The organism is Micromonospora sp. NPDC053740 (assembly GCF_040677775.1).
GTDB lineage: Bacteria > Actinomycetota > Actinomycetes > Mycobacteriales > Micromonosporaceae > Micromonospora > Micromonospora alfalfae.
Map to the genome: position 1 here is coordinate 250,167 of NZ_JBFASO010000006.1, position 13,326 is coordinate 263,492.

Annotated in this window: 11 protein-coding genes; 5 read left to right on the plus strand and 6 right to left on the minus strand. The window is 72.4% G+C overall.

Features of this window, described 5'->3' with window-relative positions:
- The first annotated feature begins 9 nt into the window (after positions 1–9).
- A complete protein-coding gene (locus AB0K35_RS18260) occupies positions 10–1,581 on the plus strand; it encodes a Na+/H+ antiporter (RefSeq protein ID WP_238669890.1) in 1,572 nt (523 codons plus the stop codon).
- Positions 1,578–1,835 carry a UBP-type zinc finger domain-containing protein gene (locus tag AB0K35_RS18265; protein WP_091401591.1) on the plus strand — a complete coding sequence of 86 codons (258 nt, stop codon included), beginning with the start codon at positions 1,578–1,580 and terminating at the stop codon, positions 1,833–1,835. The genes AB0K35_RS18260 and AB0K35_RS18265 overlap by 4 nt, the downstream gene beginning before the upstream one ends.
- Before the next feature lie 3 nt (positions 1,836–1,838).
- Here AB0K35_RS18265 and AB0K35_RS18270 read toward each other — a convergent pair whose 3' ends face one another.
- Both AB0K35_RS18270 and AB0K35_RS18275 read right to left on the minus strand, forming a co-directional pair.
- Positions 1,839–3,092, minus strand: coding sequence for an MFS transporter (locus AB0K35_RS18270; protein WP_363886406.1), 1,254 nt, complete (start codon positions 3,090–3,092; stop codon positions 1,839–1,841).
- A gap of 207 nt (positions 3,093–3,299) precedes the next feature.
- Positions 3,300–4,166, minus strand: coding sequence for a hypothetical protein (locus AB0K35_RS18275; RefSeq protein WP_363886409.1), 867 nt, complete (start codon positions 4,164–4,166; stop codon positions 3,300–3,302).
- Positions 4,167–4,524: 358 nt separating this feature from the next.
- Between AB0K35_RS18275 and AB0K35_RS18280 the strand changes: the two genes are divergently transcribed.
- Complete coding sequence (locus AB0K35_RS18280) at positions 4,525–5,181, plus strand: HAD family hydrolase (protein ID WP_363886411.1); 657 nt, start codon at positions 4,525–4,527, stop codon at positions 5,179–5,181.
- A 65-nt stretch (positions 5,182–5,246) separates the two neighbouring features.
- On the opposite strand, the gene AB0K35_RS18285 is transcribed toward AB0K35_RS18280, so the two are convergent.
- Positions 5,247–7,856 carry a glycoside hydrolase family 9 protein gene (locus AB0K35_RS18285; protein WP_363886414.1) on the minus strand — a complete coding sequence of 870 codons (2,610 nt, stop codon included), beginning with the start codon at positions 7,854–7,856 and terminating at the stop codon, positions 5,247–5,249.
- Positions 7,857–8,130: 274 nt separating this feature from the next.
- Between AB0K35_RS18285 and AB0K35_RS18290 the strand changes: the two genes are divergently transcribed.
- Positions 8,131–8,856 (plus strand): protein phosphatase 2C domain-containing protein, encoded by a 726-nt coding sequence (locus AB0K35_RS18290; RefSeq protein ID WP_238669896.1) that lies wholly within the window; start codon positions 8,131–8,133, stop codon positions 8,854–8,856.
- Positions 8,857–8,864: 8 nt separating this feature from the next.
- Here the strand turns inward: AB0K35_RS18290 and hrpB are convergent, their stop codons facing one another.
- From hrpB to AB0K35_RS18305, 3 genes are read right to left on the minus strand one after another with little or no spacing between them, the layout of a single operon-like run.
- Positions 8,865–11,405, minus strand: coding sequence for an ATP-dependent helicase HrpB (hrpB, locus tag AB0K35_RS18295; RefSeq protein ID WP_363886417.1), 2,541 nt, complete (start codon positions 11,403–11,405; stop codon positions 8,865–8,867).
- Between the two features lie 28 nt (positions 11,406–11,433).
- The gene (locus AB0K35_RS18300) at positions 11,434–11,634 is read right to left on the minus strand and encodes a DUF397 domain-containing protein (RefSeq protein WP_112678514.1); all 201 of its coding nucleotides are present in this window, start codon (positions 11,632–11,634) and stop codon (positions 11,434–11,436) included.
- Between the two features lie 41 nt (positions 11,635–11,675).
- A complete protein-coding gene (locus tag AB0K35_RS18305; RefSeq protein ID WP_308193514.1) occupies positions 11,676–12,500 on the minus strand; it encodes a helix-turn-helix transcriptional regulator in 825 nt (274 codons plus the stop codon).
- Between the two features lie 183 nt (positions 12,501–12,683).
- On the opposite strand from AB0K35_RS18305, the gene AB0K35_RS18310 reads away from it, so the two are divergent.
- Positions 12,684–13,310, plus strand: coding sequence for a GPP34 family phosphoprotein (locus AB0K35_RS18310; RefSeq protein ID WP_363886420.1), 627 nt, complete (start codon positions 12,684–12,686; stop codon positions 13,308–13,310).
- The last annotated feature ends 16 nt before the right edge of the window (positions 13,311–13,326 follow it).

A 13,326-nucleotide genomic window follows, 5' to 3' on the forward strand; every position in this document is an offset into this window, starting at 1 on the left:
TCGTACCCCATGGAAAGCCTGTTTCCGGTAGTCGTCTTCCTGGCGATCGCCACACTGGGTGCCGCGTTGGCGCGCCGGCTCGGCCTGCTCGCGCCGATCGTGCTGGTCGTCCTCGGCCTGGCGCTCTCGTTCGTGCCAGGCTTCCCACAGGTGGAACTCGACCCGGAGTTGGTGCTGGTCGGCATCCTGCCGCCGCTGCTCTACGTGGCGGCGTTGGAGACCTCGGTGCCGGCGTTCAAGAACAACATCCGGCCGATCCTGCTGCTCGCGGTCGGCCTGGTGTTGTTCACCGCCTTCGTGGTCGGGTTGGTGCTGCACCTGCTGTTGCCGCAACTGCCGTTCGCGATCTGCCTTGCCCTGGGCGCGGTGGTGGCCCCACCGGACGCCGTGGCCGCCACTGCCGTCGCCCGTCGGGTCGGACTGCCCCGCCGGGTCGTCACCATCCTTGAGGGCGAGAGCCTGGTCAACGACGCGACCGCGCTGGTGCTGCTGCGGGTCGCGACGATGGCCACCGTCGGCTCGGCCGTCGGCGCCGACAAGATCGCCATCGAGGTGCTGCGGTCCACCGGCGGCGGCATCCTGATCGGGGCGCTCGGGGCGCTGGTGTTCGGTTTCCTGCATCGGCGGATCACCGACCCGCTGCTGGACAACGCGCTGTCGCTGATCATCCCGTTCGCTGTGGTGTTCACCGCCGAACACCTGCACGCCTCCGGTGTCGTCGCCGTGGTCGTCACCGGCCTGGTACTCGGGCACAAGCTGCCCCAACTGCTGTCGGCGGCGTCCCGGTTGCAGATCGGCGCATTCTGGCGGCTGGTCCGATTCCTGCTGGAGGGTCTGGTCTTCCTCCTGGTCGGGTTGCAACTACGGGAGGTGTTGCGCGATCTCGACGAGCCGATCGGATCGCTCATCCTGATCACCTTCGCGGTGCTCGCCACCGTCTTCCTGACCCGGTTCGTCTGGCTCTTCCCGGCCACCTACCTGGCCCGGTTGGTCCCCAGGGTGCGCCGCCGTGACGAGCGGCCGTCACCGAAGTTCCCGATCATCATCGGGTGGGCCGGCATGCGGGGCGTGGTCACCCTGGCCGCCGCGCTGGCCCTGCCGCTGACCCTGGCCGACGACGAGCCGTACCCCAGGGCGTTGTTGATCTGGCTGGCCTTCGCCGTGATCGTTTTCACCCTTGTCGGTCAGGGCGCCACCCTGCCGCTGGTCGCCCGCCGGTTGAAGCTGCCACAGGACGACCCGGTGCAGGACGCGCTCTCCGCGGCCGCCGTGCAGCAGCAGGCCAGCAAGGCCGCCCAGGACCGCCTCGACGAGTTGGCCGCCAGCGCGCCCGACGCGGTGGTGGACCGGCTACGCCGAGCGGTGGAGGACCGCACCAACATGGCGTGGGAACGACTCGGCGGCGACGAGCGGGAGACCCCGTCGCAGGCGTACGGTCGGCTGCGGCAGGAGATGATCGACGCCGAGCGGGACGTGTTCCGGGCGGCCCGAGACTCCGGTCGGATCCCTGAGGAAGTGCTGGTGCGGGCCTACCGTGACCTGGACCTGGAAGAGTCGTTGCTGCGAGAGGTTGAGAAGTGAGCTGTCAGCACCTGACCGAGGCCGGTGCCGCCGAGCCGCGTACCCCCGACGAGTGCGCGGACTGCGTCGCCATCGGCGACACCTACTGGGTGCACCTGCGCACCTGCCTGAGCTGCGGGCAGGTCGGCTGCTGCGACTCGTCGCCGAACCAGCACGCGAGCAAGCACTTCGCGTCCACCGGCCACCCGGTGATCCGCTCGGCGCAGCCGGGAGAGGCCTGGCGCTGGTGCTTCGTCGACGAGGAGATCGGCTGACGGTCAGCCCTGGTGCGGTGACCGGTTGACGCGGTGGGCCAGGGCGCGTCGGGTGAGTGGCGGCACGGCGAGGCCGGTGAGCGCGAGCAACCCGGCCAGCACCAGCCAGCCGACCGGGCCGCCGTCGATGATCAACCAGGTCAGCAGGGCCGGCCCGGCCGCACGGACCAGTCCGGCGAGCAGTCCGTCGACCCCCTGGTAGGCGCCGAGGGCGTCCGGGGTGGCGAGGTCGTAGGCCAGCGCCGCTCCGGCCCCGGCGTGCCACAGGTCGCCCACGGTGTAGATCACCGTCGCGCCCAGCAGCAGGCCGACCGCCACAGTGGTGGGCACGACGGCGGTCGCGGCCCAGAGCAGCATCCCGGCCGCGAGCATCAGCCCGGCCCGGCGCATCGTCGCCGCCGCCGGCACCGCGTGCCGGGCGCTCCCGCTGAGCCGTACGGCGAGCAGCACCGTGAGCAGCGTGTTGACCAGCAGGAGGGCGGAGACCGTCACCAGAGGCGCATCGGTGTGCGCCACCACCCACAGCGGCAGCACCAGCGTCAACGCCACGTGGTGCACGGAGAGCACCGCCGAGGCTCCGGCGACCGCGAGGAACGGCCCGTCGCGTAGCGCCCGGCCGGCTCTCTGCCGCACTGGTCGCCGGGCCGGCGGGTACGCCGGGAGTCGCATGATCAGCGCCGCCGAGACCAGATAGGTGGCGACGTTGCCGAGCACCAGCAGTCGGTACGCCCACCCCGTGTCCGCCAGCAGCGCGAACGCGGCCAGCCCCGCACCGAGCGCCACGCCCAGGTTGGCCACCGCGCGCAGGGTGGCGAAGGCGTGCACCCGGCCCTGCGGGCCGCCCACCGCGGCGACCAGCGCGGCGCGGACGGCAAGGTTGCCGGAGATCAGCAGAGCGTCCAGTGTGGCCACCAGCAGAAAGACCGGGAAAGAGTCGACCAGCAGGTACGCGGCGGCGACGGCGGCCTGTGCCAGTTGCAGGACGGCCCGGAGGCTCCGGGGGTCACGTCGGTCGGCGAGCCCGCCGAGCGGGACGCTGGCAGTGAGCCCGACCAGGCCGGCGAGAGTGAGCCCGAGCCCCACCTCGGTCGGGTTCAGCCCCACGACGCGGGTGAGGAAGAGCGCCGCGCCCGTCACCCACAGCCCGGTGCCGACCGTGTTGGCGAGGGTGGCCAGCGACAGAGTGCGCAGCCGACCGGGCGGCGGAAGCGGCGACAGCGACCGCCAGCGTCCGCCAACCTCTGCCGTGGTGCCCACACCTCGACCGTAGGGTCGACGGATGCTCGCCGACGCCCTGCCGGGTGCGGCATCCGTCACAGCCCGCCTCCGGATCCCCGGCCAGGATCGGTCGCTTCCAGCGACGACGACGAGTGGCCACTCGGAACGATGGACGAGGTGGTCTTCGCGAGTCGTGCGCACGACGGCCTGCGGCTGGGCTGGGTCTCCAGGTTCACTGAGCCGGGCTCAGCGGCTGATGCCGTCGACCAGACGTTCGGTGGCGAGGCAGGAGACGAGGCAGCGTTCCTTCGCGTCACCGCTCAGCCGAGCGGTCCAGTCGGTGAGGCCGCCGTCGCCGATCTCCAGGCTGCCGTCCAGCATCGTGATCCGCAGGGCGCAGCCGGTGTAGTAGCCGCGACCGCGAGAGCGCTCCGGTTCGTCCACGAGTGGCACCACACCCACGTCGAGTGCCGGTCGGACGGTGTCGGTGAGCCGCTCCCGGACGGTCTCGTCGTCGAAGTGGGTGACGTGCAGTTGGGGCGCGGCGGCCGGTGCCAGTTCGGCGAGGACCGTCCGCCAGTAGGTGAGGTGCCGAACCAGCAGCCGGGCCTGCGTGGCACCCGAGCCGGTGTCCTGGGCGCTGGATACCACGGCGAAGAGCCGGAAGTGCGCCGACGCTTCGCCGCCGAAGTCCTGCGCCCGTAGCACCCGATGGGCAGCGGCCAGGTGCACCTCGCTCTGTCGGCGGCGACGTACGGCCGCCTCGATGGCGAGGGCGTTGGTGGGATCGCTCAGCACCTCGCTGGCGCGCATCGTGGTGACGATCCTGTTCTGGCTGACCGGCGCGACCGCCGAGCAGGTGCCGACCGGTACGACCGGCGACAGCTCCACCCCGGCGACGTCGGCGGGCAGTAGCTGCCACATCCTGGCCTCCACCTGTGCGAGCACACGCGGATCGGCGCGGGCCGGGCGGACGAAGCGGTCCTCGTGCCACCGTCGTACCACAGCGGACGGTCGCGCGGTCGCCGCCCGGTCGCGGGCCACGCTCAACAGCAGACTGCGTAGGTCTGCGCCGGACAGCCCGGACAATGCGCTGCGGGACCCCGCTGGCATCGCCGCCCACACTCGACGCTCCGCGCCGGTCAGGTCCCCGCCTGCCGACCCACCGCCTGCCGACCCACTGCCAGCCAGATCGTCACCAACCAAATCGCCGCCATCCATGGCGTCACCATGGCTCAGTCGGCGCGTCCGATCCATCGGTTTTGCCGCGTGCCGGCGATTCGTTCACGTCATCAGCTCGACAGCGCCAGCCGCGGGCACCTCGTCCGCGCGCCCTCGAACTGTCCTGCGCAGCGACAACACCGCCGCCGGAGTTCCCGTCACCCACCATCAACTGATCATGCAAGCTCGCCGGCCGCGCGTACCCCCGTCTATGCTCCACCGACAGTGCGAGCGTCAACGGGGGACGGGCATGATTGGCACGGTCATCTTTGATGTTGGTGGGACAATTCTCGACGAGTCCCACGAGTTCGCCGCCTGGGCCGACTGGCTCGGCGTGCCCCGGCACACCTTCTCGGCGGTCTTCGGTGCGGTGATCGCCCGGGGTCTGGACTATCAGGAGACGTTCCGGGTCTTCCGGCCCGACTTCGATCTCACGGTCGAGCTGGAGCGTCGGGAGGCTGCCGGCCAGCCGGAGTCGTTCGCCGAGGAGGATCTCTACCCGGACGCCCGGGGGTGCCTGGCGTCCTTGAAGGACCAGGGCCTGTTCGTGGGCCTGGCCGGCAACCAGCCAGCTCACGCCGAGGCGACCCTGCGCGATCTCGACCTTCCGGTGGACGTGATCGGCACGTCGCACGGGTGGGGTGTGGCGAAGCCGTCACCGGCGTTCTTCGAGCGGATCGTCGCCGTCTGCGGTGGTGTCGCGTCGTCGATTCTGTACGTCGGCGACCGGCCCGACAACGACGTGCGCCCGGCCCTGGAGGCGGGCATGAAGACCTGCCTGATCCGACGCGGTCCATGGGGGCACATCCTCGATCCCTCCACAGTGGCCGAGCGGTGCCTGTTCCGGATCGACTCGCTGGACGAACTCCCGAGCCTGGTCGCGAAGCACAACGCGGCCGGCGGTTGACCCGCCGACCGCGTGCTCGTGCCGTCCTGGTGGCCGCCTTCCCCTGGCGGCCACCAGGACGGGTCTCAGGTCAGCGAGCAGGCCGCGCCGTTGACGGTGACCAGGCCGGGGCCCGGGTTCGCGCCGCCGCCTGTGGTCGCGTTGAAGCCGAACATCACTGAGCCGCCGGGGGTGATCTTGGCGTTGTGCGACTCGTTGCGCGCGGTCACCGTCGCGCCGGACTGGGTGACCTTCGCCAGCCACGCCTCGCGCACCCGCTGGTCACCGGTGAACGCGAACCGCACGCTCCAGCCGTTGACGGCGGTGGTGCCCGTGTTCTGGATGGTCAGCTGCCCGGTGAACCCGGTGCCGCCCTGCCAGGCGCCGTAGTTGGTGTAGCGAGCCGTGCAGGTGGTGGCCGGCACCGCGCCGGCGTCACCCTGGTCGGCCAGGAACGAGGCGATCCAGGTCAGCGCCGAGTTCCAGTTGATCGCCACCTCGTTCGTCGAGTACGAGTTGATGTCGTCGACGTAGCAGAACATCGGTTCGCAGCCGGCGAGCAGTTGCGCCACGAACGGGTCCTGAAGGGCGGCGTTCGGGCCACCGGCGAGGGAGCCGGCGGGCGGTCGGGGCAGGTTCGGGTCGAGCTGGTGGCCGAAGATCCGGCTGTGCTGATTCTGCGCGGCGTGCTCTCCCCACCCGGTGACGTAGGAGATGTTCAGGGCGTTGCGACCGAGGATGTAGTCCATTGCCTGCACGGCCCCGTCGCGGTAGGCGGGGTTGCGGGTCAGGTCGAACGCGGTGGCCAGCACCACGGCGTTGTTGATGACGTTGCTGTTGCCGCCCCAGAAGTAGCTGTTGGCGTCACCGGGCATCGGCAGCCCGTACGCCTGCCGGCGCAGCTCGGCGAGGTACGTGTCGGCGGCGGCGGTGACCGAGGCGCGGACCCGGGCCAGGTCGGCGGCGGGTAGCCCGTTTGGCACGGTGGCCAGGTCGAGGCGGCCCAGCGCGGCGACGCTCTGCCAGCCGAAGCCCCGGGCGTCGAACACGTTGCCGGTGTGGTGCGGCGAGGCGGTCAGGTCGGCCAGGTAGTTCTGCGCCCCGGTGGTCAGGTACAGCTCGGCGGCCGCCCAGTAGAACTCGTCGGTGACGTTGCTGTCGTCGTACGCGCCGCCGCCGGTGCCGTCGGTCGGGCTGGCGTACACCGCCGGGTGGGCCTTGGCCGCGGCGTAGGCGGTCTTCGCGGCAGTGCCGCAGCGGGTCGCGAACGCCGCGTCGTAGGGGGCGAAGAGCCGGGCGCACTGGGCGGCGGTGGCGGCCATGTTGAGGGTGGCCGCGGTCGACGGCGGGTGCAGCTCGCGCGGCTGCGGGTCGTCCTGCGGGGACAGCGGCAGCCCGGTCCAGTTCTGATCGTGGATCTTGTGGTGGACCATGCCGGCGAGCGGCTTGCCGGCGGGCACCTGCATGCGCAGCAGGAACTCCAGCTCCCAGCGGGCCTCGTCCAGGATGTCCGGCACCCCGTTGTTGCGCTCGGGCACCCGCAGCGTGCTGTCGGCGAGTTCCGCGCCGCCGTTGGCGGTGGCCGCCGTCTTGGTCCGCTCGAAGGTGTTCAGCAGCTGGTAGGTGGCGATGCCGCCGTTGACCACGTACTTGCCGTGGTCTCCGGCGTCGTACCAGCCGCCGCGCACGTCCAGGGAGTAGTCGCAGACACCCGGCTGGCAGGGCACGCTGGTGTCGCCCTGGTTGGGTGCGACGCCGAGGTGGCCGGCGGGGCGGGCGTACTCGTCGCCGATCAGGTCACCGTCGATGGCGATGCCGCTGCGCTGGGCGTAGAAGAACTGCAACGAGTCGGAGCGCAGTTGGTCGTAGAGGGCGCCGGAGATGTCGAACGGGTGGCTGGTCTCGCCGTCGACGGTGAGCGTGAGCCCGGTGCCGGGGGTGCGGTAGCTGGAGAAGTCGACTGTCTGCACGTTCTGCCCGGAGGCGGCGTCGACACCGCGAGCGGTGGTGGTGCCACTGGCCACGACGGCGCCGGCGGCGCTGCGCAGCTGCCAGGGCAGCGCCGTGGTGGCCTCGGTGACGACAGTGGCGTTCTTCGGGCCGCCGGGAAGGTAGCCGACCTGGTTGACGCGCACCCGTGGCCCGGTGTCCGGCACGTACGGCTCGGGCGGCTCGCCGCCGCGCAGCGAGACGTCGTCCAGGCAGATGGTCTGCGCCTGGGCGGCACCGCCGACCTGGAAGATCAGTTGGGCGTTGGGGTTGTCGTCCGGGACGGTGAAGGTCTGCTCGACCCGCTGGAGGGTGCCGGTCGCGGTGGCGTCCACTGCCGCGTACGTGGTGTACGGGGCGCTGCCGAGCTGCAACACGGCCTTGACCGCGGCGCCGGGGGTGGCGGAGACAGCGAAGCCGAGGGTGTATTCGGCGCCGGCGATCAGCGGCACGCCGTCCTGGCCGATGCCGGCGTCCCACGGGTTCGCCAGCCCGCCCGCGACTGTGGTGCAGAGCTGGCCGTCGGTGACCGCCAGCGCGCCGGTGCCGAAGGAGAACCAGGGGCTCACCCCGGCGCTGAAGTCGCCGTTGTCGATCTGCTCGGGGGCGTCCGGTGGTGGGTCGGCGTGGGCCGCGCCGGCGCCCGCGCCGGTGAGGGCCAGAGTGGTCGCCGCAGCCAACAGGAGGCGGCGTCGGGATGGCGTCACGGGGAGTCCTTCCGGGACGGAAAGTGGGACGTTGGTGGTGGCACTGTGATGCGAAGGAACCTGGGAGCGCTCCCAGGTATCGGCTCGATGTTTCCAGTGCCGGTACGCCATGTCAATTGATCTGGTTGGATGGGTTTCAGCATCCGACGAGGGCGCTCAGCCCGGGCGGCGCCCTCCGACGCGCCACCACCCGGACGTGAGATTGGCCGCGCCACGCGCCGTCGTCCTGATCTCCTAGAGACAACTGCGCCCTTCGCCTGGCAGGCTGCCTCCCATGACCCTGAAGCTGCGTTCCGTGGGAACGAGCGACCGTGGGCTGATCCGCAGCGGAAACCAGGACGCCCTGCACGCCGGCACCTGGCTCGTCGCCGTCGCCGACGGCATGGGCGGAATGGCCGCCGGCGACCTGGCCAGCGCCCTCACCATCGACGCGTTCGCCCCGCTGGACGTGGAGACACCCGAGGACGCCCTGGTGGCCGCGCTCGAAGGCGGCATCGCGCTGGCCACCTCCAGGATCCGACAGGCGGTCGCCGAGGATCCCGAGCGCCAGGGCATGGGCACCACGCTGACCGCCCTGCTCTTCGCCCGTACCGGCAGCTGTCTGGCGCTCGCGCACGTCGGCGACTCCCGGGCCTACCTGTTCCGCGAGGGAGTGCTCAAGCAGGTCACCCGGGACGACACGTTCGTCCAGATGCTGGTGGATCAGGGCGTGATCACCCCGGACCAGGCCAGCAGCCACCCGCGCCGGGCCGTTGTGACCCAGGCGTTGCAGGGTGACGAGGTCTCCCCGTCGTACGCGACGATGGTGCCCCGGGCCGGCGACCGGTGGCTGCTGTGCAGCGACGGCCTCTCCAACGTGGTTCGCCCGGACACCCTCACCGAGGTGCTCAGCGGCTATCCGGACCGGGACGCCTGCGCCGCCAAGCTGATCGACCTGGCCCTGCACGCCGGCGCGCCGGACAACGTCACGGTAGTGGTGGCCGACGTCGTCGAGGAGTAGGCCGGCGCTCAGCGCCGACGTGGCGTGGCGTGCCGGGTGGGTGTCGCCGTTCCCGGATCCTCCGGCCACGGGTGCCGGGGATAGCGCCCGCGCAGCTCGGAGCGGACCTGCGGATAGCCGGTACGCCAGAACGACGCCAGGTCGGCGGTGACCGCCACCGGCCGGCCGGCGGGGGAGAGCAGGTGCAGCAGCACCGGCACCCGACCATCGGCGATGCGGGGGGCCGCTGGCCAGCCGAACGTCTCCTGAAGCTTCACGGCGAGCACCGGCGCGGCCGGGTCGCCGTAGTCCAGCCGGATCCGAGAGCCACTCGGCACCTCGATCCGCTCCGGGGCCAGCTCGTCGAGGCGGGCGGCCTGCGCCCAGGGCAGCAGCCGACGCAGCGCCGACGACACGTCCACTCGCGCCAGGTCGGCCCGGCGTCGCGCGGCGGCCAGCTCCGGGCCCAGCCACGTCGGCGCGGTGTCGAGCAACGAGTCGTCGCCGACCTCCGGCCACGGCTCGCCCAGGTGGTGCCGCAGGAACGCGAGCCGCTCGCGCAGCGCCCGAGCCGCTGGCGTCCACTGCAACAGGCCCAGCCCGTCCTGGCGTAGTCCGGTCAGCAGCGCGGCGGCCACCTCCGCCCGGTCCGGCCGGTCCAGCCGCCGCTGGACCAGCTCGATCGCGCCCAGCCGGGTCACCTCCCGGGCCACCACGTCCCCGTCGGACCAGCCGACCTCGCGGCCGGTGCGCAGCAACGGACCGGCCGCCTCCCGGGCCGTCGCCTCGTCCACCGGGGAGGCCCGGCGGATGCGGGCCGACGGCGCGCCGGGGGTGCGGTCCGCGACTGCCACCGCCAGCCAGTCGGACCCGGCCAGGCCTGAGCCGGCCGCCAGCTCCGCGGCGGTCCCGCCGGTCATCAGGTACGCCGAACCGCCCGGCCGCCGCACCCGGGCCAACCGTTCCGGGTACGCCAGACCGACGAGCAGCCCGGCGGCGAGATCGTCGCTCAGCCCACCCGAGCCGGTGCGGCCGGTGGCGTCGGCGCGGCCCTTCGGCGGGGCGCCGGCAGGCAGCGCGGCCCGCAGCCGGCGTACCTCGGTGCGCCAGCGGGCGGTCGCGCCCGCGTCCACGCCGGTGCGCAGCCGACGCCAACCGGCGACCAGATCGTCACCGGGGCCGGCCGCGCTCTCCTCGGCGAGCAGGGCGACCACCTCGGCGGCCCGGTCGGCGCCGACCCGGCCGGCACCGTCGAGCAGCGCCCGAGCCAGCCGTGGGTGCGCCCCGGCGGCGGCGATCGACCGCCCCCGTGCCGTGATCCGACCGTCGGCGTCGACAGCGCCCAGGGTCTGCAGGGTGTCCCGGGCCACTGTCATCGCGGCGGCCGGTGGCGCGTCGGGCAACGCGAGCCCGACGCCGTCCGGTCGACCCCAGGCGGCCAGCTCCAACGCGAAGCCGGTCAGGTCGGCGGTGGCGATCTCCGGCTCGGCACGGGCGGGCAGCCGCTCGTGGGTGGCCGCCGACCAGCAGCGGTAGACGTACCCGGGGGCCTCCCGGCCGGCCCGGCCGGCCCGCTGGGTGGCGGCGGCGCGGGAGACCGGCACGGTGACCAGCGCGCCCAGCCCACGGGCCAGGTCGATCCGGGGCACCCGGGACAGCCCGGCGTCCACCACGATCCGCACACCCGGGACGGTCAGACTGGTCTCGGCCAGCGCGGTGGCCAGCACCACCCGCCGCCGGTCCGCGCGACGCAGCGCGGCGTCCTGCTCGGCGCCGCGTTGACGGCCGTGCAGCGGCAGCAGCGCGACCGCGTCCCGCAGGTCGGCCAGCCGGCCGGTGACCGCCGCGATCTCGCCGGCGCCGGGCAGGAAGACGAGCACGTCGCCGTCGTGCTCACGCAGCGCACGCCGGACGGTGGCGGCCACGTGGTCGAGCAGGGCCCGGTCCACCGGTCCGGCCCCGGGCGGGGCGATCGGACGCGCCGGGGGCACCCAGATCCGCTGCACCGGGTGCAACGCCGAGTCGGCCCGTACCACCGGGGCCGGGGCCGGCCCGCCCAGCAGCGCGGCGAACCGGTCGGTGTCCGGGGTCGCCGACATCGCCAGCAGCCACAGGTCCGGCCGGAGGGTGGCGCGCGCCTCCACTGTGAAGGCCAGCGCGAGGTCGGCGTCGAGTTGGCGTTCGTGGCACTCGTCGAGCAGCACCGCACCCGTGCCGGGTAGCTCCGGGTCGTGGTGCAGCCGGCGGACCAGCAGGCCGGTGGTGACCACCTCGATCCGGGTCGCCGGACCGACCCGGCGCTCGCCGCGTACCGCGTAGCCGACCCGTTCACCGACCCGCTCACCGAGCAGCTCGGCCATGCGCCGGGCAGCCGCACGGGCCGCCACCCGGCGGGGTTGGGCGATCACCACCCGACCGGTCACCCGGTCGGCCACCGCCAGCGGCGCGAGGGTGGTCTTGCCGGTGCCCGGCGGGGCCACCAGCACACCGGCGCCGGCCGCGTCGAGTGCCGCGACCAGCGCCGGCAGCACCGGACGGACCGGCAGGTCAACTGTTACGTCGGAGAGCACGGCCCAGTCTCGCACCGGGACGGGTGCGTCAGGAGCGACGGACCTCGCCGACGCCGAGCACGAAGGCCCGCCAGGCCGTCGCACCGAAGGCGAGCACCGGGCCGGAGCGGTCCTTGCTGTCCCGGACGGCGACCTGACCGTCGACTGTCGCTACCTCCACGCAGTTGCCGTTGCCGCTGCTGCGCGTGCTGGTGCGCCAGTCCGCTCGGGTCAGGTCGTACGCCGTCATCCGCGGTACCTCTCGTCTGCGTCGGCGTGCCGCAGAGGCGGTCACGCAAAGTTACGAGAAGCATGCTCAAGACGGGTCAACGACGCCGTCGGATCGAGCGCCATCCGGCACAGCTCCTCGTGCAGAAGGCTATACCCGAGCACATGATCGCCTTCCTCCAGAGCCAGCCCCATCGTGAGGTTATCCAGGTAAACCACTGACGCGTCGGCGGCATCGGCGAAGTTGAGGATCACGTACGGGGTGCTCATCGCGGGATGCCCGCCAGCGGTGAAGGGAAGTACCTGGATTGTCACGTTGGGTAGTTGAGCGATCCGGCTCATGTGGACGAGTTGTTCGGCCATCACCGCGGCCCCGCCGACCGGGCGCAGGAGCACCGCCTCGTTGAGGATCACCGACAGATCGACAGGGTCCTCGCGGCGCAGCACCTCCTGCCGACGCAGCCGGGCGGCGATCTTGCGCTCCAGGCCGTCCTCGCCGGCGGTGCGTCGGAAGATCTCCCGGGCGTACGCCTCGGTCTGCAGCAGTCCGGGCACCGACTCGGCCTCGTACGTGCGCAGCGCCGCCGCCTCCGCCTCCAGCCCGACGTAGAACTCGAACCACTCGGGGAGCACGTCGCTGTAGTTCTGCCACCAGCCGCGCTGCTGTGCCCCCCTGGCGATCTCGATGAGCGCCTCGGCATCCGAACCGGTCACCTGGTACAGCGCGAGAGCGGCCCGGACGTCGCGCGGTTTGATGCCGATCTGCGCGGTCTCGATCCGGGAGAGGTTGCTCTTCGACATGTCGAGCTGACGGGCTGCCACATCGAGGGTCATGCCCGCGCGTTCCCGAAGTTGGCGGAGTTCCCGGGCGATGCGGCGTCGCCGCACGGTCGGGCTGGCGGCGGGTCGGATGGCGGGAGTGGCGGTCACCGTCCGAGTCTGCCACGACAAGATCCGCAGGTCGCAGATGCACGGAGTGCAACTTTCAAATCTGGGAGTTGCGTTGCAGTAGCTGTCGGTGCATCCTTTCCCGGTCGCGATCACTGTGGACACACCTGTGCGGGAGGACCGTTGCTCATCGCCGACGAGTTCTTCCTGATCGCACACAACGACAGTCGTGGCAAGGCCAAACTGCACCCGGCGGCGACCGGGCTCGGGTTGGCCGGTGGGCTCCTCGGCGAGCTGCTCCTCTATGGACACATCACGGTCACGGCCGGGCAGATCACCGTCATCGACCGGCGTCCCCCGGCCGATGCCCTGGCGCACACGGTGCTGGACCAGTTGGTCGGCGAGTCCCAGCACCGGGAGCTGCGCACCTGGTTGAGCTTCCTGGCGCAGAGCGCCACGGCCTCGGTGGGGGAGCGGTTGGCCCGCGCCGGGGTGCTGCGCCGCCAGGAGAGTCGCCGGCTGCTGCGTACCACCGTCAGCTACCTGCCGATCGACCTCAACGCGGTGGCCTGGCCGGCCACCCGGCTACGGGCCCTGCTGGACCGGCCGGACCCGCCGGGTGTGCCGGACGCCCTGCTGCTCGGCCTGGTAGTGGCCGCGGGGCTGACCCGCGAGGTGCTGTGGAGCGCCGGCCCCCGCGCGCACCACCGGTTGAACGTCCTCATCCCCGCGCTGCCGGCGCCACTCAAGGAACTCGTCGGGCACACCGAGGCCGCCGTCGGCGCCGCCGTGCTGCGCGGCATCCCGTGATCCCCTCCGGTAACCC